The sequence below is a fragment of the Microcystis sp. T1-4 genome (assembly GCF_000297435.1).
Lineage (GTDB): Bacteria > Cyanobacteriota > Cyanobacteriia > Cyanobacteriales > Microcystaceae > Microcystis.
In genome coordinates, this window is the sequence record NZ_CAIP01000194.1 from 1 (window position 1) to 25,238 (window position 25,238).

25 protein-coding genes, 1 tRNA gene and 1 pseudogene are annotated in these 25,238 nt (G+C 43.2%); 18 read left to right on the plus strand and 9 right to left on the minus strand.

Going from position 1 to position 25,238, the window contains the following annotated elements; translation table 11 throughout:
* The 9 genes from MICAI_RS12285 to MICAI_RS12320 all read left to right on the plus strand — a co-directional run.
* Positions 1–452: M10 family metallopeptidase C-terminal domain-containing protein (locus MICAI_RS12285; protein ID WP_039900078.1), on the plus strand; the 452-nt coding region annotated here is incomplete at its 5' end.
* 300 nt (positions 453–752) lie between these two features.
* Positions 753–1,400: an SH3 domain-containing protein gene (locus tag MICAI_RS12290; RefSeq protein ID WP_232306188.1), complete on the plus strand. Its 648-nt coding sequence runs from the start codon at positions 753–755 to the stop codon at positions 1,398–1,400.
* A 446-nt stretch (positions 1,401–1,846) separates the two neighbouring features.
* The gene (locus MICAI_RS12295) at positions 1,847–2,746 is read left to right on the plus strand and encodes a lysophospholipid acyltransferase family protein (protein ID WP_008202276.1); all 900 of its coding nucleotides are present in this window, start codon (positions 1,847–1,849) and stop codon (positions 2,744–2,746) included.
* A 141-nt stretch (positions 2,747–2,887) separates the two neighbouring features.
* Positions 2,888–3,664, plus strand: a complete 777-nt coding sequence (gene fabG / locus MICAI_RS12300; protein WP_008202278.1) for a 3-oxoacyl-[acyl-carrier-protein] reductase — start codon at positions 2,888–2,890, stop codon at positions 3,662–3,664.
* A gap of 118 nt (positions 3,665–3,782) precedes the next feature.
* Positions 3,783–4,550 (plus strand): proteasome-type protease, encoded by a 768-nt coding sequence (locus MICAI_RS12305; protein WP_008202279.1) that lies wholly within the window; start codon positions 3,783–3,785, stop codon positions 4,548–4,550.
* Positions 4,551–4,581: 31 nt separating this feature from the next.
* On the plus strand, positions 4,582–5,319 hold the full coding sequence (locus tag MICAI_RS12310; RefSeq protein ID WP_008202281.1) for a sulfite exporter TauE/SafE family protein: 738 nt from the start codon (positions 4,582–4,584) through the stop codon (positions 5,317–5,319).
* 119 nt (positions 5,320–5,438) lie between these two features.
* The gene (locus tag MICAI_RS12315) at positions 5,439–5,858 is read left to right on the plus strand and encodes a tetratricopeptide repeat protein (protein ID WP_008202283.1); all 420 of its coding nucleotides are present in this window, start codon (positions 5,439–5,441) and stop codon (positions 5,856–5,858) included.
* Complete coding sequence (locus tag MICAI_RS23840) at positions 5,851–6,738, plus strand: M48 family metallopeptidase (protein WP_008202285.1); 888 nt, start codon at positions 5,851–5,853, stop codon at positions 6,736–6,738. Before MICAI_RS12315 ends, MICAI_RS23840 begins: the two co-directional genes overlap by 8 nt.
* Positions 6,717–6,801, plus strand: a tRNA-Leu gene (locus MICAI_RS12320). The genes MICAI_RS23840 and MICAI_RS12320 overlap by 22 nt, the downstream gene beginning before the upstream one ends.
* A gap of 335 nt (positions 6,802–7,136) precedes the next feature.
* Here the strand turns inward: MICAI_RS12320 and MICAI_RS12325 are convergent.
* Positions 7,137–7,721: a hypothetical protein gene (locus tag MICAI_RS12325; protein ID WP_008202288.1), complete on the minus strand. Its 585-nt coding sequence runs from the start codon at positions 7,719–7,721 to the stop codon at positions 7,137–7,139.
* Between the two features lie 596 nt (positions 7,722–8,317).
* Between MICAI_RS12325 and MICAI_RS25880 the strand changes: the two genes are divergently transcribed.
* The 3 genes from MICAI_RS25880 to MICAI_RS12340 are packed head-to-tail and all read left to right on the plus strand — an operon-like array spanning position 8,318 to position 10,331.
* Positions 8,318–8,554: a hypothetical protein gene (locus MICAI_RS25880; RefSeq protein ID WP_008202290.1), complete on the plus strand. Its 237-nt coding sequence runs from the start codon at positions 8,318–8,320 to the stop codon at positions 8,552–8,554.
* Positions 8,555–8,560: 6 nt separating this feature from the next.
* Complete coding sequence (locus tag MICAI_RS25885; RefSeq protein WP_008202293.1) at positions 8,561–8,992, plus strand: PIN domain-containing protein; 432 nt, start codon at positions 8,561–8,563, stop codon at positions 8,990–8,992.
* Between the two features lie 43 nt (positions 8,993–9,035).
* Positions 9,036–10,331, plus strand: coding sequence for a DNA cytosine methyltransferase (locus tag MICAI_RS12340; protein ID WP_008202295.1), 1,296 nt, complete (start codon positions 9,036–9,038; stop codon positions 10,329–10,331).
* A gap of 405 nt (positions 10,332–10,736) precedes the next feature.
* Here MICAI_RS12340 and MICAI_RS12345 read toward each other — a convergent pair whose 3' ends face one another.
* A complete protein-coding gene (locus tag MICAI_RS12345; RefSeq protein WP_008202299.1) occupies positions 10,737–11,201 on the minus strand; it encodes a hypothetical protein in 465 nt (154 codons plus the stop codon).
* A gap of 182 nt (positions 11,202–11,383) precedes the next feature.
* On the opposite strand from MICAI_RS12345, the gene MICAI_RS12350 reads away from it, so the two are divergent.
* The 3 genes from MICAI_RS12350 to MICAI_RS12360 all read left to right on the plus strand — a co-directional run bounded on the left by MICAI_RS12350 (position 11,384) and on the right by MICAI_RS12360 (position 15,019).
* Positions 11,384–12,853: a TldD/PmbA family protein gene (locus MICAI_RS12350; RefSeq protein ID WP_008202303.1), complete on the plus strand. Its 1,470-nt coding sequence runs from the start codon at positions 11,384–11,386 to the stop codon at positions 12,851–12,853.
* A gap of 2 nt (positions 12,854–12,855) precedes the next feature.
* A complete protein-coding gene (locus MICAI_RS12355; RefSeq protein ID WP_008202306.1) occupies positions 12,856–13,446 on the plus strand; it encodes a DUF456 domain-containing protein in 591 nt (196 codons plus the stop codon).
* Positions 13,447–13,675: 229 nt separating this feature from the next.
* A complete protein-coding gene (locus MICAI_RS12360) occupies positions 13,676–15,019 on the plus strand; it encodes a TldD/PmbA family protein (protein ID WP_008202309.1) in 1,344 nt (447 codons plus the stop codon).
* 477 nt (positions 15,020–15,496) lie between these two features.
* Here MICAI_RS12360 and MICAI_RS12365 read toward each other — a convergent pair whose 3' ends face one another.
* Positions 15,497–15,934 carry a DUF29 domain-containing protein gene (locus MICAI_RS12365; protein WP_008202312.1) on the minus strand — a complete coding sequence of 146 codons (438 nt, stop codon included), beginning with the start codon at positions 15,932–15,934 and terminating at the stop codon, positions 15,497–15,499.
* 301 nt (positions 15,935–16,235) lie between these two features.
* Here MICAI_RS12365 and MICAI_RS12370 point away from each other — a divergent pair, with 301 nt between their 5' ends.
* Entirely contained in the window at positions 16,236–18,281 is a 2,046-nt protein-coding gene (locus tag MICAI_RS12370) for a pentapeptide repeat-containing protein (protein WP_008202314.1), read from the plus strand.
* 123 nt (positions 18,282–18,404) lie between these two features.
* Here MICAI_RS12370 and MICAI_RS12375 read toward each other — a convergent pair whose 3' ends face one another.
* The 3 genes from MICAI_RS12375 to MICAI_RS12385 form a co-directional block, all read right to left on the minus strand.
* Positions 18,405–19,271, minus strand: coding sequence for a transglutaminase family protein (locus MICAI_RS12375; protein WP_008202316.1), 867 nt, complete (start codon positions 19,269–19,271; stop codon positions 18,405–18,407).
* Complete coding sequence (locus tag MICAI_RS12380; RefSeq protein ID WP_008202318.1) at positions 19,271–20,272, minus strand: alpha-E domain-containing protein; 1,002 nt, start codon at positions 20,270–20,272, stop codon at positions 19,271–19,273. The genes MICAI_RS12375 and MICAI_RS12380 overlap by 1 nt, the downstream gene beginning before the upstream one ends.
* 82 nt (positions 20,273–20,354) lie before the next feature.
* Positions 20,355–21,791: a circularly permuted type 2 ATP-grasp protein gene (locus MICAI_RS12385; protein WP_008202320.1), complete on the minus strand. Its 1,437-nt coding sequence runs from the start codon at positions 21,789–21,791 to the stop codon at positions 20,355–20,357.
* A 236-nt stretch (positions 21,792–22,027) separates the two neighbouring features.
* On the opposite strand from MICAI_RS12385, the gene petB reads away from it, so the two are divergent.
* The gene (gene petB / locus MICAI_RS12390; protein ID WP_002738970.1) at positions 22,028–22,696 is read left to right on the plus strand and encodes a cytochrome b6; all 669 of its coding nucleotides are present in this window, start codon (positions 22,028–22,030) and stop codon (positions 22,694–22,696) included.
* 51 nt (positions 22,697–22,747) lie between these two features.
* Positions 22,748–23,230 (plus strand): cytochrome b6-f complex subunit IV, encoded by a 483-nt coding sequence (gene petD, locus MICAI_RS12395; RefSeq protein ID WP_004267928.1) that lies wholly within the window; start codon positions 22,748–22,750, stop codon positions 23,228–23,230.
* Between the two features lie 87 nt (positions 23,231–23,317).
* Here the strand turns inward: petD and MICAI_RS12400 are convergent, their stop codons facing one another.
* The 3 genes and pseudogenes from MICAI_RS12400 to MICAI_RS12410 form a co-directional block, all read right to left on the minus strand.
* A complete protein-coding gene (locus MICAI_RS12400) occupies positions 23,318–24,127 on the minus strand; it encodes a squalene/phytoene synthase family protein (protein ID WP_008202329.1) in 810 nt (269 codons plus the stop codon).
* Between the two features lie 269 nt (positions 24,128–24,396).
* Positions 24,397–24,621: a hypothetical protein gene (locus MICAI_RS12405; RefSeq protein ID WP_008202331.1), complete on the minus strand. Its 225-nt coding sequence runs from the start codon at positions 24,619–24,621 to the stop codon at positions 24,397–24,399.
* Between the two features lie 264 nt (positions 24,622–24,885).
* Positions 24,886–25,238: pseudogene (locus tag MICAI_RS12410) on the minus strand (hypothetical protein); the annotation flags it as partial.

Genomic DNA, 25,238 nt, shown 5'->3' on the forward strand with positions numbered 1-25,238 from the left:
TTCTTATCGGAGGATTAGGGTCAGATCAACTAACGGGAGGTGAAGGTCGGGACCGTTTTATCTTCAACACCTTTGATGAAATCGGTCAAGGCGCAAACCAAGACAAAATCCTCGATTTCAATACTGGTCTTGATACTATTGACATCTCTGGCATCGATGCCAACTCCCTCAACGATGGTAATCAGAGTTTCACGTTTATTGGTGCCTCGGATTTTTCAGGTCAAGCGGGACAACTGCGCTATATTGACATCTCTGCCATCGATGCCAACTCCCTCAACGCTGGTAATCAGAGTTTCACGTTTATTGGTGCCTCGGATTTTTCAGGTCAAGCGGGACAACTGCGCTTTGACGGCGGTATCCTTTGCGGGGATACCAACGGCGATGCAGTCAGCGACTTTCAATTGGCGGTCGCTGGAGTGTATAGTTTACCTGTCACCAGTATAGTGCTGTGACATCCTCTGGTTTGAGGCAATACGCTCTTACTGCATTTAAATGAGTGTTAGCAGAAGTCCCTCGCTTTTAGTGATGGGACTTCTGCTGATACCAGATTAAATTGTATTCAGAGCAGATAAAGCATCAAGGATGAAGGGAAATCCCGTGGGAGAAGCAACCCTCTGGGGTGTTACTTCTTAAACAATTATCTTTCGCTCTCGGTTTTTGCTCTGTTCTTTCCCCTTACTAGGGGTTTATTCTCCAAATCCTGCTTGATCATTACTTTCTATTACTCCTCTAAACAATAATTCAAGATGAGAATGTCAAACATTTTAAAAACCAGCTTACTCAGTTTAACAATTTATAGCTTGATCAACCTTTTCTCCATAAAGACACAAGCAGAAATAGGCGATCCGAATGGTTCCAATAATCAACCCCAAACAGGCTGGACACTATGGCAACGTTGGGATAAATTAACCGATGCAAAGATAGATTTCGGTTTCTCCAATATGGACTTAGGAGCAGGACTAGAATTACAGCAATTATGTTTTGGCGAAGTTGACACCCCCAATGCAGAGAAGAAACAACAAGAAACCTACTGGTGGAGATTAGATAATGACATCAATCAAATAGGTTCGGGAAAAATACAATATGGCTGTTGGATAAATGGTCAATTCAAAGGCACTAATACTGTTACTGCCTATAACACCTCTTTAGGAAATATTCCTTGCTTGCGCGTTAATAGTTCCGTGAAAAATGGCTTAATAATTTATGAAGACTCTACCACTAATTCTCGTCCTTTAGGCATCGTTAAAAGTGGCCAAATTGTTCAAGGAGAATCATTTCCTTTAATCATCTTTACCACCAATGATAATCTGAACTGGGTGGTCATAAAATCACCACAAGAAGGCTGGATATTAACGGGGAAAACCGGCATCAATGAAAATGTTTCTTTATGTAAAAACTAAAAACTTAACCTACGGAAAAATTGGGTTTATAGCTCCTAATCAAGAATTGAAAAATAACTTCTTAGGTATCCCCCCTACCTCCCCTTTCAAAGGTAGAAACCGAAGGCGAGGGGATTGCGTAAACCGTCCTCTATTCCTTCAACCACGCCAAAAAATCTCTCTACTCGCGCTTAGAAATTAATTGAATGGAAACATCCTTTCCCTAGCTGAGAGACTATCGGTCTTAGAGTCGTTTCTAGTCGCAGATATGGACAAGCTGGTGATCCTAAATCAGATGGGAAAGATGCTCTTTAATCCCCTAGTTATTTTATTTCTTCTGTGGGAGGTGCGCCCTTGCAAGTTCTTAAGTGCTGTATTATTGATCAAGGAAAGCCGTTCTTAAATGGCGGGTTTTTTAACCGAAATTTGCGATAATAAGATGCGATTAAATTATCCACTGGCCATCAATGCAGATTTTTAGCTCTTTTGTCTCATCCACGGCCACTTTTGCCGAATTATCCCTACAAGCGGCCAAGGCCCCTGTTGATACCCTCACGGGTTGGTCATTAGAGGATCGCGATCCGCAAGTGATCGAAAAATTTGTCCCCCTTCTGGATTGGTTTTATCACCATTATTTTCGGGTTAAAACCGATGGTTGGGAAAATATTCCCCCCTCAGGACAGGTATTATTCATCGGCTCCCATAACGGCGGTTTAGCGGCCCCCGATATGTTTATGATGATGTATGATTGGTTTCAGCGCTTTGGCAGCGATCGCTTAGTCTATGGTTTGATGGATTCGCGAGTCTGGCGAGTTTTTCCATCCCAAGCGCATCTAGTGGCCCAAATGGGAGCTATTCATGCTCATCCCAAAATGGCGATCGCTGCTTTAAATAGTGGCGCTAGTGTCCTAATTTATCCAGGAGGTGCTACGGATGTTTTCCGTCCCCACAGTTTAAGAAATAAAATTCATTTTGCCGGTAATCTAGCTTTTGTTAAACTAGCTTTACAGTACGAAGTGCCGATTATTCCCGCCATTTCCCACGGCGCTCACTCGACTCTGTTTGTCCTCGACGATATTTATCCTCAATTAAAAGAATTGCATAAAAAGGGTATGCCTTGGCCCTTCGGTATTGACCCCGGAACCTGTCCCATCTATTTCGGTTTACCCTGGGGACTAGCTATCGGTCCCTTGCCGAATATTCCCTTACCCGTACCGATACATACCCGGGTTTGTCCCCCAATTATTTTTGAACGTTACGGCAAAAAAGCGGCCCGGGACCGCCGTTATGTACGCGAATGTTATGAGAAAGTCTGTTATTTGATGCAGCAACAACTCGATCAATTAGTGGCAGCCAATTCTCCCTGATACTATAGAGGAAAGTGGGGACAGAGCGATCACACTTGAGCATTGCTGCGGTCAGATTGGCCCGCTTGTGAGATAATGAAGTGTTTTGAGCAAAGTTATCAGTACAAAGTTTTCTCTTGAGATTTGACGATTATTTGGGGAATGCAGAAAATTATGAAACTATTACCCGCAGAATGCCAGCATTTACAAGACAAAGTAGCCATAGTAACTGGGGCCTCGCGAGGGATCGGTAAAGCGATCGCCTTGGAATTAGCCAGCCAGGGTGCTACTGTAGTGGTGAACTATGCTAAATCTAGCAGTGCTGCCGATGCCGTTGTTGAAGAAATTACCGCAGCTGGGGGAAAGGCAATAGCTCTACAAGCAGATGTGGCTAAAAGCGAAGAAGTGGATAATTTAGTAGATAGTACCAAGGAAAAATTCGGTCATATTGATGTCTTAGTTAATAATGCCGGTATTGCCCGGGATACGCTAATGTTAAGAATGAAATTAGAAGACTGGCAAGCGGTCATCGATCTCAATTTAACCGGGGTTTTTCTCTGCACTCGCGCCGTCAGTAAATTGATGTTAAAACAGAAAAGCGGCCGCATAATTAACATCACTTCTGTATCCGGTTTGATGGGTAATCCGGGTCAATCTAATTACAGCGCCGCTAAAGCCGGTGTTATCGGTTTAACGAAAACTTTAGCCAAAGAATTTGCCAGTCGAGGCATCACTGTTAATGCCGTGGCCCCCGGCTTTATTGAAACTGATATGACTCATGACCTCAAAGCAGATGAAATTCTCAAATATATCCCCCTCTCCCGTTATGGAAAACCGGAAGAAGTCGCTGGAATGGTGCGTTTTTTAGCCGCCGATCCCGCCGCTATTTATATCACCGGTCAAGTCTTTAACGTCGATGGTGGTATGGTTATGGCTTAATTCAGTTATCAGTTATCAGTCGTTGGTCGTCAGAATTTAGCTTTTTTATCCCAACTCTGGCACTCTCATCTCCCCACTTCCCAATTCATAATTCATAATTCATAATTTATAATTTAAAATGACTTACTGTTTAGGAATTATCAATCGTTTTGGCATTGTTATGGGGGCGGATTCTCGCACGAATGCGGGAGTCGATTATATCTCGGCCTATCGGAAATTATTTGACTTTTCGGTATCGGGAGAAAGAGTAATTATGGTCTGTACATCGGGGAATTTATCGATTAGCCAAGGAGTGATTCACGAACTAAAAAGAGATCTGCACAATCAAGAGGATAAAAATCTCCATTCTCTGACTCATCTCTACGATATCGCCCACTATATCGGTGATAAAAGTCGTCAAGTACAAGCTAGGGAAAGAACTTGGCTAGAACAAGATAATATTGATTTTAAATGTAAGTTTATTCTTGGGGGACAAATTAAAGGAGAAGAACCGCAATTATTCATGATTTATCCCCAAGGAAATCATATTCAAGCCACCAAAGAAACGCCCTTTTTACAGATAGGTGAAACTAAATACGGTAAACCGATTCTCGATCGCACCATTACCTATGATACACCCCTAGAGGAAATGGCTAAATGTGCCTTACTTTCCATCGATTCGACCATGAAATCGAATATTTCCGTCGGACCGCCCATCTATTTGAGTATGTATGAAGCGAATAGCCTAAGCCTACGTCATAAGTTACAATTGCGTCTGGGAGACCCCTACCTAGCCAAAATGCGGAAACTCTGGGAGGATTACGTCCGGCAAGCTTTCGAGGCTATGCCCAATGTGGAATGGCATTATACCGATGAAGACCCCAAAGAAGATATCATAATAGATTAAGTAGATCTTTTTAACTTAACTTGACAATTCGATGATCATTGTTACCTTGATGTTGGCAGGTAGTCTAGCTTGGTTTTTTAGTACCCTTGCTGGTGGGGGCAGCCCCCTGATTCTACTCCCCGTTTTAGGTTGGTTTCTCGATGCTGCCGTCATTCCTCCAGTTTTAACCACGGGGATGCTACTCGGTAACGTCCAACGCATGGGAATGTATTGGCGCGCCATTGACTGGCCCTCGACGGTGTGGTATTTACCTGGGGCAATTATGGGATCTACCCTCGGTGCTTTTGTCTTTGCCCATTTACAATTCAAATGGTTGCCGCTAGTTTTGGGAATTTTTCTAGTTTTATCCTCGCTTAAACAATTATTTCCCCAAGAAGAAAATCGTTTTTTTGAGATTAAAACTTGGTATTTTATGCCCTCGGGATTTATCTACGCTTTCCTGTCGGGATTAGTCGGCAGTACCGGCCCGATGATGAACCTGTTTTATATTAACTATGGGCTAGTTAAAGAGCCAATGGTGGCAACGAAATCCGTTCACATGGTAGTAGTTCATGTGGCCAAATTAATCGCCTACGCAGCTTTTGGAGTTTTACATCTGCCTTTTCTTGGTTACGGTTTATTATTAGGATTAGCGGCCTGGCCGGGCAATTGGTTAGGACAAAAAGTTTTAGAAAAAATGAGTCCCCAACAATTTAAACAAGCAGTGATGTTATTCGTTTCGATGAGTGGCCTATTGATGATCTGGCGAGAACGGGGCATCGTTTTTTAAAATTTTGCTGACAAGGGGACAAATTTTGCTAGAATACTAAATAAAGGCAAATTGTACTAAAACAGTGTAATACGCCGATCACCGTTAGATTTGCTCCTTGATTAACCCCGCAACTGAAAATGACAGAAACCGCCAATTTTACCCTCGAACAAGGTTTAGAACGCTACCAACAGGGAGAAAGTGCCGCCAGTTTATTGCCCGAATTTAAAGAATTAAGCGATCGCAGTCCTAAAAATGCCGCCGTTTGGTCCTGTTTGGCTTGGTTATATATGCTCACCGATAAACCGGAATTAGCCCTAAAAGCCGCCCAAAAAGCCGTAAAACTCGATAAAGTTTCCCCCCAAAACCGGATCAATTTGGTTTTGGCTATGTTAGAAACCAAAACCGCTGGAGTTAGGGAACATATCGAACTGGTGCAACAATTAATTAGTTTAAACAAAGAAGTTCGCCAAGAAGTGGATGAAAATATCGCCGATGGTTTAGCTAGAAAACCCGATTGGAAAAGTTTAGAACGCGTTAAAGTTTGGTTAAATGAATAAGAATATGGAATTATCAAAACAGTTATTACTAGGCTTAAAAGCCAATGATTTTCGGCATCCCATCGACCTAGAGGCGACTAACTCCCTTAAACAGTTGCCCGGTTTAGATATAGCCGTGAGAAGTTTGTTAGGTTCCGTCGCTGAGGAATTCTTTTACCTAAATAATATTGCTGCTAGTGTTTTGGTGGGGGAAAAACAATTACCCGACCTGCATAATCTACTCCTAGAAGCTTGCCGAGTTCTCGACTTAGAACCACCTCAATTATACATTCAACAAAACCCCGTTCCTAACGCCTATACCTTCGCCATGCGCGGCAAAAAACCGTTTATGGTGATGCACACTTCCCTAATTGAAATGCTGACTCCCGCAGAAATTCAAGCGGTAATCGCCCACGAATTAGGTCATCTCAAATGTGAACACGGCGTTTATCTGACTTTAGCCAATATTATGGTCCTAGCGGCGGGATTGCTGCCCAATTGGGGGACAATGTTAGCACGATCCCTACAGGAGAGAATGTTAGCATGGGTGCGCTGCGCCGAGTTTAGCTGCGATCGAGCGGCTTTATTGGCAGTTCAAGACCCCAAAATCGTCATGTCGGTGTTAATGAAGTTAGCCGGAGGTTCCCCCAGTCTGGCACCTTTATTAAATTTAGAGGCTTTTATCGATCAGGCCAAGTCCTACGATGCCGTCAGCACCTCGGAAATGGGCGAAATGTTAAAGGGTTTGCAAACCCAACAGTTAACCCATCCCCTCCCCGTCCTGCGCGCGCGAGAAATCGATCGTTGGGCCAGTTCCCCCGATTATCACAATTTGTTAAAGGGTTCAAAAATGGGTTATAATGATAAAGCTAAGGCCAAGGGCGAATGGCGAAATTGGTAGACGCACCACACTCAAAATGTGGCGAGGCAGCCCCTCATGTCGGTTCGAGTCCGACTCCGCCCATTAAAATGACAAAAACCAAGCATAAGAATTTATGGTGCGTTACCGCAATTTTAACTTAGTGTCAGCATTCTTCCCTCGCTTTTAGCGATGGCATGAATGATGACCAGTATATAGGGTTTGCTGAATATTACTGGAAGCCCTAAATAATCCCATCAGACAAGATAAATAAAATTCCCCTTTTTCAGGGGAATTTTATATTGAAAGATCACAGTTAACCCTAGTTTTCCTGTTTCGGCTGTTTTAACTTTTTCAACCATTCAGCCCGTTCTCGATAATTCATGTAAGATTTAGAGCCAGCTTTTATAACGTCACTTGCATCTTCAGATAAATATTTTTCATTCAAAGAATTTTGCTGGGCTGTATCGCTGTTGGATTCTGTCGCAAAACTGTTTTGCCCCTTGTTTAGTAAACCTGAAAGCATAGCCTTCCTCTCCTGGTGCTAGTGTTACCCAATTGATACCCTCCATCATAACCTGCTTTTCATAATAGGGGATCGCCTCTGAGAGAGAGTGCAGCAAAATCAAAGTTTCATGACAATCCCCAGTACATAGCGACAATGCCATATTGACTACATACCAGATTAACCATAATCCCACTGGCTTGTAAGATGTCTGTTTATCAATTCTCTCTAGATAATCGATGAATATATACTCTGGAGACTTATTTTTAAGTTCTTCAATATCTTCGACAGAGTCGTTAAATGCCGAAAAATGAACTAAACCTAAACACTTTCCATTAAGTGTCAGTTTAACTATTGCCTGATACTGAAAATCGGCTTTTTCCCAGAAAGACTCCCAATAGAATTCGCACTCTCCTCGTTTTAATGAGGGCATATCATCTTGAGTTGCTTCTGTTAATTCAGCTTGTCCAATAGAACCAGATTGATCTTGAAGGGTGACTTGATAACGAGGTAATGCCATCTACAGGATTATTCTGGGGTACATATTTCTATTATCTCACTCTCATGTAAGAGTTGCGCTAATTCAAGTCTGAATTGCACCACTGCCTGATCTATCTTCATAGAATACCCTATTCGGGGTACAGGGTAAGCGCAGGGAGCATCTCACCTTTGTAACCCCTAAATCAGGTTTTTATGTCAAGCTATTTTGAAAGCCTTGCTAGAAACCAGTTTTATAGATAAGTATAATTACTCACTTGCATAAATGAGATGCTCCCGTAAGCGCATCTTAACAATCCTTGGTAAAATTAACTTTGTGTGAGTTGCTTGCCCACGATTCAGGCATATTTGAGTAGAATTTGCCGTCTCAATTGTTAAGTAACAATCGACTAAATAGGTCGAGTTTGTCACTATTCTGATTGCCTATTATCACTTGACATTCCTATAGGCAGGTCTATCACAAAATCGGCCAATTATCAATAGCGTTTGAGATGCGCTCACCCAGTAATAAAGAATAGTTTTAATGCCAATCTGCGGACTTTTGCTCCGAAGGAACTGTTGGGATTAACCAAGGTTTGTTATAATTAATCCTATAGACAGTCGATCGAGAGCAACAATATGTTAAATGCAGTGGAATTTAAAGCCAAAATCAAACAAGGTATTATCGAAATTCCCGAAGAATACCAACAGGACTTGAGGGAAGACAGCGAAGTTCAAGTTATTGTGATCAAACAAACGACGACTAGAACGAATTCAGAACTCAAAAATCAGGAAATTATCGATGATTTAACCGAAAATCCCGTTAAAGTCTCTGGATTTCTCTCTCGTGATGAAATTTATAATCGCCAATCGTAAATAAAAATGTTAACCAGCTTTATTGATACTAACATTTGGCTTTATCGGTTCTTTGAGGATCAACGAATAGAAGTTTTGGAAAGAGAAAGAAAGCGCATTATTGCCACTTCTATTACTGAAGAATCAAACTTGATTATTAGCACTCAAGTTATTAATGAAATCTCCGTTAATTTGCTTAGAAAAGCTAATTTTCAGGAAGAGAGGATTAGCTCTATCAATCGAGAGCTTTACAATCGTTGTCGAGTGGTAGAATTTAACTTAACAATTCTTGAATCCGCTTCTAATCTTCGTACTCAATACAGTTTTTCTTTTTGGGATAGTTTAATTGTAGCTAGTGCCTTAGCATCCGATGCTAGTATTCTTTACTCTGAAGATATGCAGGATGGGTTAATAATATCTAATCAAATAACTTTAATTAATCCCTTTCGATCAAGTTGATTATCAGTATGATATTATTAAATTACTCATTTAATCAATAGTGATGAATAGGCAACAAAAGCGAGTTTTATCCCTATTTTCTGGCTGCGGGGGAATGGACTTAGGATTAGAGGGAGGTTTTTGGGTACACCAAGACTGTATTAATGAAAATATTCATCGAGATTGGATAGTAGAAAGACGGGAACCATGGCTAAAACTACCGCGCACTACTTTTGAAACTGTCTTTGCTAATGATATAACTAAAGCTGCTCATAATGCTTGGATTCCCTACTTTGAAAAAAGGGGTAAAAAGAATGTATTTCACTTGGGGAGTATTGTAGATTTAGTCAAACAAGCAGAAAAAGGAGAGTTTCAGTTTCCCAGTAATATCGATGTAGTAACGGGAGGTTTTCCCTGTCAAGATTTTAGTGTTTCAGGAAAAAGAAAGGGGTTTAATTCTCACAAAAGTCACACGGGTAAACTACTAGACGAGAGTGAAGATAGTTTTCAGGACAATCGCGGGAAACTCTATTATTGGATGAAGAGAGTTATTGAATTAACCTTACCTAAAGTTTTTATTGCTGAAAATGTCAAAGGTTTAATCTCTTTGGCCAATGTTAAAGATATAATTGAAGATGATTTTAGTGCCATTGGTAAAGATGGATATATAGTTATCCCTAAACTTCTCTTTGCTCCCGATTATGGAATTCCCCAAACTAGGGAAAGAATTATCTTTATCGGTTTAAATAAAACCTATTTAAAAGCGACAGCGATAGGACATCTAGAAAATAATGATATTTTTCCGCATTCAACCCATAAAGTTATTAAGCATCAATTAAATCTGTTTGAGTCAATATATCCTCTTAAAACTTACAGTACAGTGGGTCAGATATTATCAGGTTTAGCAGAACCAGAAGATGAGTTATTTGACCTCTCACAAAAAAGTTATTCAAAAGCTAAACATTATGGAAAAACTCAGGGACAAATCGAGGTTAATTTACAGGGTTTAGGTCCGACTATTCGCTCGGAACATCACGGTAATATTGAATTTAGGAGATTATCTTTAGAATTAGGGGGAAAGATAGTTAATGAGTTAGAAGCAGGGTTAAAAATGAGACGTTTAACTGTGCGGGAATGTGCGAGAATACAGACTTTTCCCGATGATTTTGAATTTGTGCGTCCACAAAACAAGGGAGATGAAAAATATTCACTTTCGGCTACGGATGGTTACAAATTAATTGGTAATGCTGTGCCACCTTTGCTTGCTTACCATATTGCTAGACACCTAGAACATCAATGGAATTATTTGTTTGAAGATATTTATTCAGTCGGCAAAAACTTATGTGTAGCATTGCCTTAATAAATAAAAATCATCTCCTGACGACCGACTCCTCAAAATCCCAACTTTACACCTCACCCTTAATACCATTTTCTTTATTCGTGGCAGACATCCTACACCCCTCTCCCAGAACTGGAGAGGGGTTAGGGGTGAGGGTAATTACCATCCCTAACGTTACTGTTACTTTAGAAAAATGGTATAAGATAACTGCTATAATCTGGTCTTCTTATTCTTTGGTGTGATAGGTTTAACTCAATATATAAGCGATCAATCTTTGTGTTCTTTGTGTCTTTGTGGTTCGTTCCAGTCGCTCACTAGCATCACTGTATTTTAGAATACATTTTACCCGCCAAACCCAAGAGAGTCATAACCTGAGTTCGGAATCAGGGAAAACGGCAAAATTTCCCTAACCCGAACTCACCTTGATTACAAAACCTTATGGGTGTGAGAATGTTGTTTGACGTTATCCTCCGTCCGCACCAGATGAACAGCATTTAAGATGCGTTTTTTCTCTAGGGAAAAGTTTAAATCGTCTTTTTGGCCGCCCAAGGGGATTAACCCTTGTAGGTGGGGTTGATTTTTATAGGTGCGAGTTGCAGCAATCGCCCTTTCGACAAAATTCTCGCATAATTGGGCATTATCGGGGAAATTACTGGGTATTTGAGGATTATCGTCCTGAAATACCTCTCCTAAAGCCATGGCGCGGGCAAATTCGTAGGAAGTGGGAATTCCTTTGACAATTGCTTCTAGAGCTGCCGAGGGAATCGGTTCTAACACCGCCACTTTTTCTAATTCTCCCTCCTGTTTGAGAAAACAAATCGCTAAACCGAATACACAATAATCATCTTTTGTCAAGTCAGAAATGTTTAAGAATTGTGTCGCTGTGGCCATTATTTTAATCCTGAGTCGCTCTTTCTTTAATCTTGGGGGCGATGAGCGATCGAATCAAGGTTTTTATTAAGAGATATGAATGAGAAAAATTTAGCAGGGTTGGGCGGCGCTAACGCCCCAAGACGCAAAAAACTGAGAACTGTTAGACTAGAAACCAGCAGATTAACTGATAAACGAGCTTTATGTCACCCACCCTACTCATCTCCAAAGAACTCCCCACCCTGAAATATAATCCTAGTCTGGAGCGCTTTGATAGCTCTTGGGCGGCCCCTTTGTCCACTCTTCTGGGACTGGGACGGGCTGCCGGGGCGACTTTTATCGAATTTTTCCTGGAAAGAGTCAACTATATCAGTTGTTTAGCCGAAGATGACAGCATCACCAGTCTCTCACCGAAACTATCTACAGGGGCAGGAATCCGCCTTTTTCGCGGGAAAGCCGATTGTTATGTCAGTACCAACGATTTAAGCTTCCAAGGCTTAAAAAATGCCCTAGAAAAAGGTTTATCGATTCTCGGTTTAAACCTACCCAGTCCTAACGCGTATATTCCCGAAATCAATCTGGAAATGTTCCGGGATTATGCCACGGTCAAAAATAAAGATATTTGGCTCAATAATTGCAGTTCTTTGGGAGAAATGGGTGATATTCTCCTCGCTGCCAACGGTAAATTAAATCAGAAAGCCTCTCACGTCCAATCTCGTCGCGCCGCTTATTTTCGCGATTGGCAAGAAATTTTAGTTGCCGCTAGTGACGGCACTTTTGCCCGGGATATTCGCCTCACCCAATCGGTGGGCTATAATCTCCTCTGTGCCGATGGGGCTAATCGTTCTAGCATTGGTAAACGGTTGGGTAGTACCAGTAATCCCGATTTTCTGCGGACGTGGAATGCCGAGGAATCGGCGGCAGAAGTGGCCGAATCGGCGGGTAAAATGCTTTACGCTGACTATGTAGAATCCGGCAGTTATCCCATCGTCATGGCCAATGAATTTGGCGGCGTTATCTTCCACGAAGCCTGCGGTCATTTGCTAGAAACTACGCAAATTGAGCAAAAAACCACACCCTTTCTCGATAAAAAAGGCGAAAAAATCGCCCACGACAACCTGACGGCTTGGGACGAGGGATTATCCGATAAAGCTTTCGGTACTATCGATATGGACGATGAGGGAATGCCGGCCCAGCGTACTCTCCTAATTGAAAATGGTATCCTAAAAAACTTCATTGCCGATCGCACCGGTTCAATTAAAACCGGCCATCCGCGCACGGGTAGCGGTCGCCGTCAAAACTACACCTATGCGGCCGCTAGTCGGATGCGGAATACCTACATCGCCCCTGGGGAATATACCCTCGATAATCTCTTTAATTCCATCGATAAAGGCATTTATTGCAAAAAAATGGGCGGTGGTAGTGTGGGGGCGACCGGTGAATTTAATTTCGCCGTCGAGGAGGCCTATCTTATCGAAAATGGCAACCTGACTAAACCCCTGAAAGGCGCGACTTTAATCGGTTCAGCCAAGGAGATTATGAATAAAATCTCTATGTGTTCCCAAGATTTAGGTCTAGCGGCGGGTTTTTGCGGTTCTGTCAGTGGCAGCGTTTATGTCACCGTTGGTCAACCCCATTTAAAAGTAGATTCTATTACCGTTGGCGGTCGTTAATCATGACTTTAGTAATTCTCTACTATTTCCTCATTGCCATCATGATAGTGGGGATAATTGGCGAACTGCTGCCCGCTATCCCCGGCATGAGTTTGATTTTAATCGCCATGCTGGTGTGGGGTTTTGTCACCAAATTTGCGGGGATGGGGGTCGCTTTAACCGTGGCCTTTGTTATCCTTCTCCTCAGTCTGGGGGTGGAATTCCTCGCTAGTTATCTCGGCGCCCAAAAAGTTGGGGCGAGCAATTGGAGTCAAATCGGTCTAGTAGTGGGTTTATTAGCGGGAATATTCGGGCTTTTACCCGCTTTACCCATTGGCGGCCCGATTATCGGTCTATTTGTCGGTCCTGTGGTGGGGGCTTTTTTGGGAGAATACGCCTATCGTCGCGATTTGGAATTAACCCCCCGTTTGCAACAATCCCTAAAAGTCTGTGTCGGTATCGTCGTCGGTACGGTTATCGGTCACGTTGCCAAAGCTATGCTGGCCACGGCTGCCGTTATCGTCTTTATTGTCACCACTTGGCCCAATCTCTCTTCAGTTATCAGTTATCAGTTATCAGTTATCAGTTATCAGTTTTCAGTTTTCAGAACGTAGGTTGGGTTGAAGCATGAAACCCAACGCCCGCATGGTTTACGCTACCGCTAACCCATCCTACAAATAATTGTGCCTCCCTACTTATCCAGCTTACGGCTGACCGCTATCAGTTATCAGATTTGAGTTTTCAGTGGACACTGTTAAGTGGCAAGTTCTGAGCTTTCTTTTCACTGATTACTGATTACTGTTTACTGATAACTGAAAAATCCTCCAACACCCAAAAAAATCTATGCCAAAAGTTGAAGATATCGCCCAAATCGCTAATTCTAGCGCCCAAGCTTTAGGAATTGCTAAATACGACATCTATGGTTCTTCTGTCGATGAAACCGATGTGGATGTGTTTCAAGGGGAACCGAAACAGGTACAAGCTTCCAATCGTTCCAGCGTTATCGTTCGCGTCTGGAATCAGGATAATCAAGTCGGTGTCACCTCCACCACCGATGTGGACCCGGTGGGACTGCAATTAGCCCTAAAAACCGCTCAGGAAGCCAGCGTTTTTGGCGTTAAGGAAAATGTCCCCGATTTTAGTCCCGCTGCCACCGCACCCACCACAGAAGTGGCCAGCGAAATGTCTAATCAAGCACCAGTATCCACTCTCATCGATAAGTTATTAGCCGCCGAAAAATCCCTACTAGCAGCCCATCCGGCTATTGCCAGTGTTCCCTATAATGGTTTGGGACAACAGCAGGTCAGACGTTTTTATCTCAATAGCGACGGGGCAATGCGTCAGGAAGCGCGTAGTTATGCCAGCGTGTATTTATACACCAAAACCGAACAGGAAGGCAAAAAACCCCGCAGCGCTGGTGCTTTTCGGGTTAGTCCGGGCCTGGAAAAATTAGATATCGATGGTTGCATCGAGGAAGCGATTACCAAAACTGTTAGCCATCTGGACTATCAACCGATTACCACGGGTAAATATTTAGTGGTTTTTGCCCCCCGCGCCTTTTTGAGTCTAATGGGAGCATTTTCTAATCTGTTTAATGCCCAAAATGTCCTTGATAAACAGAGTCTTTCTACTCCTGAATCTTTGGGAACACAAATCGCCGCTACTGCCTTAAATTTGTGTGATGATGCCCTCCATCCAGCTAATGTTTCCGCAGAAACTTTTGATAGTGAAGGCACTCCTACCCGTCGTGTGGAATTAATTAAAGAGGGGATTTTGAGTAATTTTCTCCATAGCACGATTACCGCTAAACGGATGAATACAGAACCGACTGGCAACGGTAACATTGGGTCAAAAGTAACGGTTAGTCCCCATTTTTATCACGTTTTTGCTAGTGCTAATCAACCAAAAAGCTATTCTTTGGAAACAGCAGAAAATGTGGTTTTAATTGATAGTTTACAGGCACTTCATGCGGGAGTTAATTCTCTACAAGGTTCCTTCTCTTTGCCCTTTGACGGTTGGTTAGTGAACAAAAATGAGCGCGTTAGCATCGATTCCGCTACCGTAGCCGGGGATATTTTAACACTGCTGAAATCGATTGTTTATCTGGAACCGGAAGCAGTTATTACTCCCAGTGGTGTTTGTCCCTACGTTTGGGTAGAGGGTTTATCAATCACAGGAGAAGCTTAACACTATACCTGACCAAAAATAGGGGGTATTAACTAGGGTAATACCCCCCGCCAGATGGATGCTAATTTTATAGTCGTGGGTAAGCTGTTGACTATGCAAATTATACTAAATCTGGTTATTAAAGACTGATTATTTATTCTCCCTTTTGCCTTTTGCATGAGTAGAAAACGGGTTTCTCCGAAAAACCCGTTTTATGTGCGTTACTCAACGGATTTAGTATAAATCTGGTTATTAAAAACTGATTAGGGTTTGCGGCAAAAAGTAGGGGCGAAGCATTCGGATAGAAAATCTACGGTTTCACCATAGGTTATTGCCCGAATGCTTCGCCCCTACAGGACGCGGGCCGATGAAGACCCAAGGTTTTGAACCACGATTCTCTCAAAATCTTGCACCTGTGGGAGCGAAACAGGACACTAAAACCCTTATCTCGTTTATATTTCACATTTATTCAGCTTTAGTATTACTCCTAATTAAGAACTATTTTTCAGCCGGGGGAAACCAATTATCATCTAATGTTTGTTCGAGGGATATATGAGCGTCTGAATTGAGGGAAAAAAGCTGAGAAACTGATTTAATCGCCACTGGATAAACTTTATCATACATAGCCGCTAATTCTGGCCGTAAGCTGGGACTATCTTCTAAACGATGCTGAATTTGGGCGCGAAAATTGACTATTGCTGCCGCCCAATGATTACCTGACCGTTTTTTTTCTTCTTGCCAATAAGCCAGCTTTAAAAGATGTTCGATAAGACGGGTTAACAGACTCATTAAAGCTCGTCTATCACTTTTTCCCATACTCTCGATTTCTTCAATTAAATTATCCCAATCTACCTGCTCAAAATTGCGCTCTCGTAACTGTTTTACCGTCTCTTTTAGCCATTGATTATAATCAGTTTCGTAGGCAGTTGACGACATAATTTAACTCTCCATAGAAAATTACTTAGTAGATTAAGAAAGGTTAATGGGTGTATCCATTGATAGATAGGGTTTTTCGGCTATTGTAGTAGATATCTATGGGGGAAATCCAGATATATTCTAGAACGTGAGGTGTGGAACCTGACGCGATTGCCCATAAAAATGCCAGGTTTTTGAATGTGGACTCGTTGAACCAAGAATCCCGAAGCGCTGGGGTGGGAGTGTCAATCGGATTCTCTCAGGAAACCCGCTTTCTAAATTGCAGTAAGATTGAGGGCATAGTATGGCAATTTCGTAGGCGATGAAGGCAGCAGCAGTTATTGAACAGTACAAAAACGGGCGACGGGATTTCCGGGGGGAATCCTTGCGGGGCGGTAACTTTCGCGGTGCGGACTTAACAGGGGCGGATTTCAGTGGTTGTGATATACGCGGGGCAAATTTTAGTCGGGCGAATTTGACGGGGGTGAAGTTTACCTGGGCGAAGGCGGGATTGCAGAAGCGGTGGCTGGTGATTTTGTTGGGGTTGGCTTTGGTGTTAACTGTGGTTTCGAGTTTTTTTTCCGCCTTCGTCGGTTATATGGTGAGCTTAATTTTTGCTCCAACCAATCGAGAAACTCAATTGATTGGTTGGTCTAGCTTAATCTTTCTCATCTCCACTTTCCACATCGCTTGGCGCAAAAATATTTTGACCGTAGCAGGAGCCTTCGCCGGAGCAGGAGCCTTCGCCTCAGTCGGAGTCTTCGTCGGAGTCAAAGTCGGAATTGTAGCCGTAGGCTTAGCCGGAGTCGGAGTCTTCGTCGGAGTTTTAACCGTAGCCTTTGCCCTAGCCATAGCCGAAGCCGCAACCGAAGCCTTCTCCGTAGTCGTAGCCATAGCCATAGCCTTCTCCGTAGCCCCAGTCATAGCCTTCGGCGTAGCCCCAGCCCCAATAGCCCCAGTCATAGCCTTCGGCGTAGCCTTGACGCTATTTTACTGTTGGCTCGGTTGGCTGACCCTTAAACAAGAACACCGCGATCCTTGGTTGCGTAAAATTGTGATAGCCTTTGCTGCTATTGGTGGCACATCCTTTTTTCAAGCCAATTTAACCGCAACAGATTTTACAGGAGCCACCTTAAAAAGTACCAATTTTAATCAGGCAATCTTGAATAAAACAATTTTTAAACAAGCAATTAAATTGGAATTAGCCCGCCCCGACAATACCTTATTAGCCAATCCCCGGGTTAGAGAATTTTTGATTGATTCCCGCACCGGAAGCGGAAAAGACTTTGCCCAAGCCGATTTACGGGGGGCATACCTGGAGGGGGCAAACCTGCAAGCTGCCAACTTGCGCCTCGCCGATATCAGTGAAGCCAGCTTGCAATACGCCAACCTTGCGGGGGCAAACCTCACCGAAGTCAACGCCGTCAATGCCGATTTGCGCCATGCTACTCTGACGGGTGCTTGCGTGGAAAATTGGAATATTGATGCTACTACCCAACTGGATGAGGTGGACTGTCAGTATATTTACTTGCTTAATGGGCAGAAAGAGCGCCGCCCCAGCAGTGGCGAATTTCAACCGGGCGAATTTACTAAATTATTTGCCGAAATGTTCGACACCGTTGACCTGATTTTCCGCAATGGGGTAGATTGGAAAGCTTTCATCGCCGCCTTAAAAGAAGTGCAAGTGCAGAATGAAAATACGCCGCTTCAGGTGCAGAGCATTGCCAATAAAGGAGATGGCGTGATAGTGGTAAAAGTCCATGTACCGTCCGACACTGATAAAGAGAAAATTCATCAAGAATTTAACCAAAATTATCAACTACAACTCGCAGCCATCGAAGCCCAATATAAGGCACAACTCACCGCCAAAGATACGGAAATTGCCATCTATCGCCAACAAAGTGTTGATATGATGGAAATTACCAAAACCCTCGCCAACCGTCCCATCCATGTAGAGGCAAAAGCCATGAGCCACAGTAACGACAGTTCCCAAAATATTACCATCCGCGATATTAATAATTCCGCCGTCAATTTCGGCGAAATCATCGGCGATGTAACTAATACCATTAACCAAATTGCAGCCGATGCTTCCCCAGAAAATGCCCAACTTAAAGCTTTACTGCAAGAAGTAACCCAGGCGATTGAAATTGACAGCCATTTAGATGAAGAAGAAAAAGCCGAAGCCGCCAATCAAGTGAAAAAGATTGCCCAAGCTAGTCAAAATCCTGATGATGCCGGATTGCAAAAGAAAGCCCAACGAGCGGTTAATTTTCTTGAAACAATTGCTAAAGCTTTGGAACCTGCCAGCAAACTTGCCCAAGCCTGTCAAAAAGCCTTACCGATAATTTTGGGAATATTAGGCTTCTGATAGGTTTGTAGTTGCGCTTTAGCGCAGTTCTAGTTAGGGCTATAGCATCGACTTGCCGCACTTTTTTTTAGTCCAAACTTGCGCCATTTCTAACATATTAGTAACTCCAATAAAGAATCATCCTCAAGATAACAAATCAAGCGCAATTGTCGATGATAGCTGAGATTCTATCACTTGATGACCGAGATTAACCGGTCGAGCATTTCCCTCTACTGGCGCGCAATAACGGGGAATTGGGCTAGAAACGAGGCTAATATGACGGTCACTCACCGCTAATCCATGGGTAGGATCATAACCTTTCCAGCCGCCCCCCGGCAAATACACCTCTACCCAAGCGTGTAAATGTCTTTCTTCTTGGTCTAAATCTCCTTCTTGATAGCCACTGACAAAACGGGAAGCCAATCCCACACAGCGACACACATCCATAAATAAAACCACAAAATCGCGACAGGAACCCTGCTTATTTTTCCAAGTGTTTCCGGGTAGATAGGGTTCCCCGGTAATACGAATAATTTGCTGACAATTTCGGTAAATTTTGTCATTAAGATTAAACAGGAAAGATAGCACCTGTCCTTCGGTTTCCTGCATAATTTCTTGGGCTAATGCTGCCACATCGGGGTCATTAGCTAACCCATAAAATTGTCTGTAGGGTTGTAATTGACTGTGGAGGGAAATAGGATAATCAAAGGGTAAACAGGTCGCCCAAGGTTCCAATAAATACTGGAAAGGATTAACCCCATGGGTTTCCACTTCACTCACCACATCAATCAATAATTCTTCCGTCGGTTGATTAAACCAAATTTGTAAACAAGAATTGCCATCGAGGTCGATAATATTAGTTATCGTTAAAGGTTCTGGGTTAATTTTGAGCGTGAACTCTCGCAAAGTTTGCCCACCATCGGATTTTGGTCGCAAGCGCAGCAGATGGGGTGATAAAATCACGGGTTGATTATACAAATAATTAGTTTGATGCCGAATGTGATAACGCATTAAGTTGTTAATTGGGATTGATATTGAAAGTTATTTACTGCCAGAGGTGAGGCAAGTTCGGGATTGAAAACAAAGAAAGTTTCTGTCATTTTTGTTCCCACATCATTAACTCTTTTTTGAATATGGTCTAGGAATTCATGCAATCCCATTTCAATAACATCCTCGATGGTTAGATAACTCATTTCGGCACAAAGTCGCCCTAAACTTCTTTCTACCGAATTGCCCCAAGTTCCTACAGGAGTACCAGTAACTTGATGCAAACAGTGGTCTAATTCCCGCAGACAAAAGTGAATTGAACGAGGAAATTCTCGATTAAGAATTAAAAATTCGGCCACGTCACTAGGAGTAATCCGTCGTTGACATTTACGATACATTTCGTAGGCACTCACCGACCGCAGTAAAGCAATCCATTGAATTTGGTCTAGAGAAGTTCCTACCCATTGGGCGGAAGGTAAGAGATAATAGTATTTAACATCAAGAATTCTGGCGGTTTTATCGGCGCGTTCCTGTAATCTTCCCATAACGCCAAAATGCCAACCTTCATTATGAGTCATCGTCGCATCCATCACCCCCGCAAAACGGTGACTAGCCAATTTAACTTGGGTAAAAAAGTTCGGTAAAGTAGTTTGAGGATGGTAAGAGGAAGCATCTTTTACCATCAAGAAAAAACCATTAACCTGTTCCCACATTTCCGAAGAAATAATCTCGCGAACTGACCGAGCATTTTCTCTGGCCCAGCGCAAACAAGAGATAATTGAGTTACTATATTCCGTGTCAAATGTCAAGAAATTGATCACATTTTCTGCGGTGGCTGTGCCGTAACGTTTCTTGAATTGTTCTAAATCTCCCGTGGTTAAAACCAAAGGTTCCCACTGTTGCAAAACGCTGGTAGGTACATCTAACATTAAATTAAGATTAACATCCATAAACCGGGCGACATTTTCTGCCCGTTCAATATAGCGATTTAACCAATAAATTGAATCAGCAACTCTACTAAGCATAATTAACTGGGAAAAAGTGAAAAGGAAAAAGAAAAGGGTAGGGTGGGTTACTAACCCACCAAAATTTTGATTATTGTCCTGATTACTTGGTTAAAACCCAAGTATCTTTACTGCCACCACCTTGAGAAGAATTAACCACTAAAGAACCCTTTTTCAAAGCTACGCGAGTTAACCCCCCGGGATGCACATAAATTTCATCGCCACGATGGAGAATATAGGGACGTAAATCCACATGACGACCTTCAACTTCCGTGTCAATTAAAGTGGGAACCCGAGAAAGACTTAACACCGGTTGAGCGATATAATTGCGGGGATTAGCGGCAATGCGCGGGGCAAATTCTGCCCTTTGTTCGGGGGTGGATTGAGAACCGACTAACATCCCATAACCTCCCGACTCATTGGCAGCTTTTACAACTAATTTATCGAGATTATTTAAGACATAATCTAAGTCCTTTTCTCGCCAACAAAGATAGGTGGGAACGTTATTTAAAATCGCTTCTTCTCCCAGATAATAACGAATCATATCCGGGACAAAAGCATAAATAACCTTATCATCTGCGACTCCCGTACCCGGGGCATTAGCTAAAGCGACGCGGCCTTCCTGAAAAACTTTTAATAATCCGGGTACACCTAACATCGAATCGGGACGAAAAACCGCCGGATCTAAAAAGTCATCATCGAGGCGACGATAGACCACATCTACCCGTCTTAATCCCTTGGTGGTTTTCATTTGTAGATAACCATCAAAGACGACTAAATCACGTCCTTCCACCAGTTCTACCCCCATTTGTTGGGCGATAAAAGAATGTTCAAAGTAGGCAGAATTATAGGTTCCGGGGGTTAAAACTACTACGGTGGGATTAGGTAATTGGGGCGGTGCTAAATTAAGGAGAGTTTCCAACAGATGGGAAGGATAATCATCCACCGGTTTAACATTCATTGTCTGGAAAATATCGGGGAAGGTGCTTTTCATTACCCGACGATTTTCCAGGACATAGGAAATACCAGAAGGAACCCGCAAATTATCCTCTAAAACATACCATTGACCATCTTTATCGCGGACTAAATCGGTTCCCGTGATGTGACACCAGATACCTCCGGCGGGTTTCAGTCCCAGACAGGGTTTCAGAAATCCCGTCGCCGAGGCGATTAATTCGGGGGGAATAATGCCATCTTTAATGATTAACTGGTCATTGTAGATATCGGAGAGAAAAAGATTGAGAGCTTTGATGCGTTGTTTCAGTCCTCTTTCTAAATAATCCCAGTCCTCAGCCGAGACAATTCGGGGAATAATATCAAAAGGAAAGATTTTTTCCACCCCTTGATTGTCGCTATAGACATTGAAAGTCACCCCCAATTCAAACAGGGCCGACTGAGCGGTTTCCCGGTGTTGTTGAAGTTCTTGGGGCGGCAGATTCTGCAACCATTTGATTAAAGGGGACGAGTGGGGACGAGGTTGACCATCATCTAAGAATAGTTCGTCGTAGAAGCCTTCGGGATCGTAGGTATTTAATAGCACGCTGACCTCATTTCATACCTTACCTATTCCCAGTGTCGGACAATTGGCCTGATTTTTTGTAGTCTAGGAGACATTTTAAGGGAAATTTTAGGAAGTTACGTTTTTCGGGGCTGGCGATCGCCAATCGATCCCCACCGGTGGAGAAACCTGACCGGAGCGAGAATTAGACCTGAAAACTGTGTTACATTTTTTAAAGGTCACACCTTAAATCTTTCATTTTTCTTACTGGTTACGCGATGTTTACCAAACAAGTAACGGATTCTAAAGCCTATCAATGGTTTGAGGAACGCTTAGAAATTCAAGGGATCGCTGATGATATCAGCACCAAATACGTTCCCCCCCACGTCAATATCTTCTACTGTCTGGGTGGTATCACCCTTGTGTGCTTCGTGATCCAGTTTGCCACTGGTTTCGCCATGACCTTCTACTACAAACCCACCGTAGCAGAGGCCCTCTCCTCGGTACAGTACATCATGAACGAAGTTAACTTTGGTTGGTTAATTCGTTCTATCCATCGCTGGTCTGCCAGTATGATGGTCTTAATGATGATCCTGCACGTTTTCCGCGTTTACCTGACCGGTGGCTTCAAAAAACCTCGGGAATTAACCTGGGTCACTGGGGTTGTCCTGGCCGTGATCACCGTTAGCTTCGGTGTCACCGGTTACTCCTTACCCTGGGATCAGGTGGGTTACTGGGCGGTTAAAATTGTTTCCGGTGTACCTGCTGCTATTCCCGTCGTCGGTGATCAACTCGTCACCCTGATGCGCGGTAGCGAAAGCGTCGGTCAAGCAACTTTAACCCGTTTCTACAGCTTACATACTTTTGTACTACCCTGGTCGATCGCGGTCTTCATGTTGCTACATTTCTTGATGATCCGTAAACAAGGCATTTCTGGGCCTCTATAATTCAGAAAAATATCTCTGTCGATCCGAAATCATTTTTAGGAGACATTATCCATGTCCACATTAAAAAAGCCCGATCTCAGCGATCCCGCTCTGCGCGCTAAGTTGGCTAAAGGGATGGGTCACAACTACTACGGTGAACCCGCTTGGCCTAACGATCTGCTCTATGTCTTCCCGGTGGTTATCTTCGGTACGATCGGACTCTGCACCGGTTTAGCGATTATGGATCCCACCATGATCGGTGAACCTGCCGATCCTTTCGCTACTCCCTTAGAAATTCTGCCAGAGTGGTATCTTTATCCCGTTTTCCAAATTCTCCGTATTCTTCCTAACAAACTCTTGGGTATCGCTTGCATGGCCGGCGTTCCCCTAGGCTTGATGTTAGTTCCTTTTATTGAAAGCGTCAATAAATTCCAAAATCCTTTCCGTCGTCCCGTCGCCACCGCTATCTTCCTATTCGGTACTGTGGTCACGATTTGGTTAGGTATTGGTGCCACTTTCCCCATCGATACATCTTTAACTCTCGGTTTGTTCTAAGTTACTGAACTTCACCGGTTTTTTGCCCACGCTTGTGATTCCTGACTTTGGAAGAGCGATCGTGGGCAATTTTAATTGTGATTTCCTCTAACGGGTAATTTGTTGTACCAAAGCGATAACATCGCTGCGGCTGAGTTTTTCCTTCCCTAAAGCTAGGACTTCGAGAGTGCCATGGGCTAAAGCGAGGGGAATCTTACAAAAATCAAGGGCTGGCCCTTTCGGCAGCGATTGAGTGTAATAATCGGCTAATTTCAGATTACGACGGGCATAATTATGAATATCAGTAATTGTCCAACCCTGGGGCAGAAAACTTACCCCCCGGCGCCGATCCTCCCCATGGTTGCGGGCAATATTAACCGCTTGTAAACCCCGGCCAAAACCGATGGCATAACTGCGATTAGTTTCGGTGCCATCGTACCAATTCCAGAGGTCAGACAGCAATAAACCCACGGCACCGGCCACACTAAAGGTATATTGATCTAATTCCACTTCTGTGCGAATATCCCAGTTATTCCCAGCCCAGTAGGCCATGCGATCGGCCATGGCCGCCGTGGCATCCCAGATCCGGGGGGCGATCGAATCCGGTGCTAACATAGCCCATTCGCCAATTCTCAGGGTTACTTCCGGCAAAATCTCCCGATGGACTAAGCCAAAAGCAAAGTTCTCTTCGGTAGAATTTTCGGTACCTGCTTGTAAATTCAGACTAATTTGTCTTAATATCTGAGATTTACTGAAGTTATCTAGGTCGGGATGGTCTTCTACTTCATCGATCGCCCTCATACAGAGATAAGCTGAGGCTACTGCCTCGAGCAGACGATCCGGTAAACGACTTATGGGAATATAAAAAGTTCGACTCGTTTCTTGCAGAATCGTTAAAGCATTATCGCGCAAATTCATTCAGTCCTCTCCTCACGCCAACTTAGGTAACTACGAGTTAAACCAATCAGACAGATCGGTTTAGGTTATGCCGATGTTCCTAAGACCAAGTTGCTGTCCATTGTAGTATGATTCTTCAAAATTTCGAGATTATTCCCGAAAAAATCAAACATTAGGGTATTCTTGACAATTTTTCTTTCTGGGATAGCTGAGGGACAATTACGGCAATTTTTCGAGATTACAGGCTTAAAAAGTGGTTTTTACCCGTTTTTAAACAGGATTTTGCGGCTTCATGGCAGGGATTGAAAGGAGGTCACTTGTAAAACCGGCCCGATCATGGCCATAGTCATCACATCTGAGCGAATTTGACCGATGACTGTCACTTTTGCCTTTGTTTGGGTTAATTCGGCGGGCGGTTCCATTAATTCGTAGGTTTGACCGTTATCGGCAATTAATGCCCAAGTTCCTGTGCCTATTTCGATTCTTTTTACCCGACCCGTTACACTAATACTCATGCTTTAATTTCCCCGATCAATGCGATCGCAATTTCTGCCCCTGTCACCAGCATTCTATCGATATCTTTCCTCGGCATTGATTGCCAATTTTGCCGGACTTTAACCCCATCAATCAGTTTTTTTTATCTAAAAAGCGATCACCATTGCCGCCACCATGGCCAAGAGGGATGCCACAATTGACCACGGCCCGACTGAGCGTTCGACAAAAGCTCACGCCGAAGCCTGCCCCCACGAAAAACTTTTTGCTGCAGACCCCAATTAAGCCTAACTGTTAATAGCGTAATGATAGGCGCTACCATTAGATTTCATAGGTGTCAACCACTGGCAGATAGTTTCTAGTTGTTGACGGATTTGATCGAGATGATCCTGCACGGGTTGCAGGAAGGTTTCATACTGTTGTACCTGAGTTTTTAAACGCAATAATGCCAGATTAGCATCCCGCCATTCTCGCTCCTGTTCTTCAAATTCACGAGTTTTTTGCGCTAAATCCGACCATTGACCCTCAATAATATCGCCGCTTTTTTGTAAATCCTCTTGTAGTTGCTTGATTTCTGCTGCTAAACGTTGACTTTCTTGGAGATTATTTTGATAATTATCGGCCAACAGCATTAATACCA

Coding starts and splice junctions, on each gene's coding strand:
- MICAI_RS12340 (WP_008202295.1), top strand. CDS start 9,036: ATGAATAGGCAACAAAAGCGAGTTTTATCCCTATTTTCTGGCTGCGGG.
- MICAI_RS25885 (WP_008202293.1), top strand. CDS start 8,561: ATGTTAACCAGCTTTATTGATACTAACATTTGGCTTTATCGGTTCTTT.
- MICAI_RS23840 (WP_008202285.1), top strand. CDS start 5,851: ATGAATAAGAATATGGAATTATCAAAACAGTTATTACTAGGCTTAAAA.
- MICAI_RS12380 (WP_008202318.1), bottom strand. CDS start 20,272: ATGCTTAGTAGAGTTGCTGATTCAATTTATTGGTTAAATCGCTATATT.
- MICAI_RS12355 (WP_008202306.1), top strand. CDS start 12,856: ATGACTTTAGTAATTCTCTACTATTTCCTCATTGCCATCATGATAGTG.
- MICAI_RS12375 (WP_008202316.1), bottom strand. CDS start 19,271: ATGCGTTATCACATTCGGCATCAAACTAATTATTTGTATAATCAACCC.
- MICAI_RS12310 (WP_008202281.1), top strand. CDS start 4,582: ATGATCATTGTTACCTTGATGTTGGCAGGTAGTCTAGCTTGGTTTTTT.
- MICAI_RS12290 (WP_232306188.1), top strand. CDS start 753: ATGTCAAACATTTTAAAAACCAGCTTACTCAGTTTAACAATTTATAGC.
- MICAI_RS12350 (WP_008202303.1), top strand. CDS start 11,384: ATGTCACCCACCCTACTCATCTCCAAAGAACTCCCCACCCTGAAATAT.
- MICAI_RS12400 (WP_008202329.1), bottom strand. CDS start 24,127: ATGAATTTGCGCGATAATGCTTTAACGATTCTGCAAGAAACGAGTCGA.
- MICAI_RS12370 (WP_008202314.1), top strand. CDS start 16,236: ATGAAGGCAGCAGCAGTTATTGAACAGTACAAAAACGGGCGACGGGAT.
- petB (WP_002738970.1), top strand. CDS start 22,028: ATGTTTACCAAACAAGTAACGGATTCTAAAGCCTATCAATGGTTTGAG.
- MICAI_RS25880 (WP_008202290.1), top strand. CDS start 8,318: ATGTTAAATGCAGTGGAATTTAAAGCCAAAATCAAACAAGGTATTATC.
- fabG (WP_008202278.1), top strand. CDS start 2,888: ATGCAGAAAATTATGAAACTATTACCCGCAGAATGCCAGCATTTACAA.
- MICAI_RS12365 (WP_008202312.1), bottom strand. CDS start 15,934: ATGTCGTCAACTGCCTACGAAACTGATTATAATCAATGGCTAAAAGAG.
- MICAI_RS12360 (WP_008202309.1), top strand. CDS start 13,676: ATGCCAAAAGTTGAAGATATCGCCCAAATCGCTAATTCTAGCGCCCAA.
- MICAI_RS12405 (WP_008202331.1), bottom strand. CDS start 24,621: ATGAGTATTAGTGTAACGGGTCGGGTAAAAAGAATCGAAATAGGCACA.
- MICAI_RS12325 (WP_008202288.1), bottom strand. CDS start 7,721: ATGGCATTACCTCGTTATCAAGTCACCCTTCAAGATCAATCTGGTTCT.
- MICAI_RS12345 (WP_008202299.1), bottom strand. CDS start 11,201: ATGGCCACAGCGACACAATTCTTAAACATTTCTGACTTGACAAAAGAT.
- MICAI_RS12315 (WP_008202283.1), top strand. CDS start 5,439: ATGACAGAAACCGCCAATTTTACCCTCGAACAAGGTTTAGAACGCTAC.
- petD (WP_004267928.1), top strand. CDS start 22,748: ATGTCCACATTAAAAAAGCCCGATCTCAGCGATCCCGCTCTGCGCGCT.
- MICAI_RS12295 (WP_008202276.1), top strand. CDS start 1,847: ATGCAGATTTTTAGCTCTTTTGTCTCATCCACGGCCACTTTTGCCGAA.
- MICAI_RS12305 (WP_008202279.1), top strand. CDS start 3,783: ATGACTTACTGTTTAGGAATTATCAATCGTTTTGGCATTGTTATGGGG.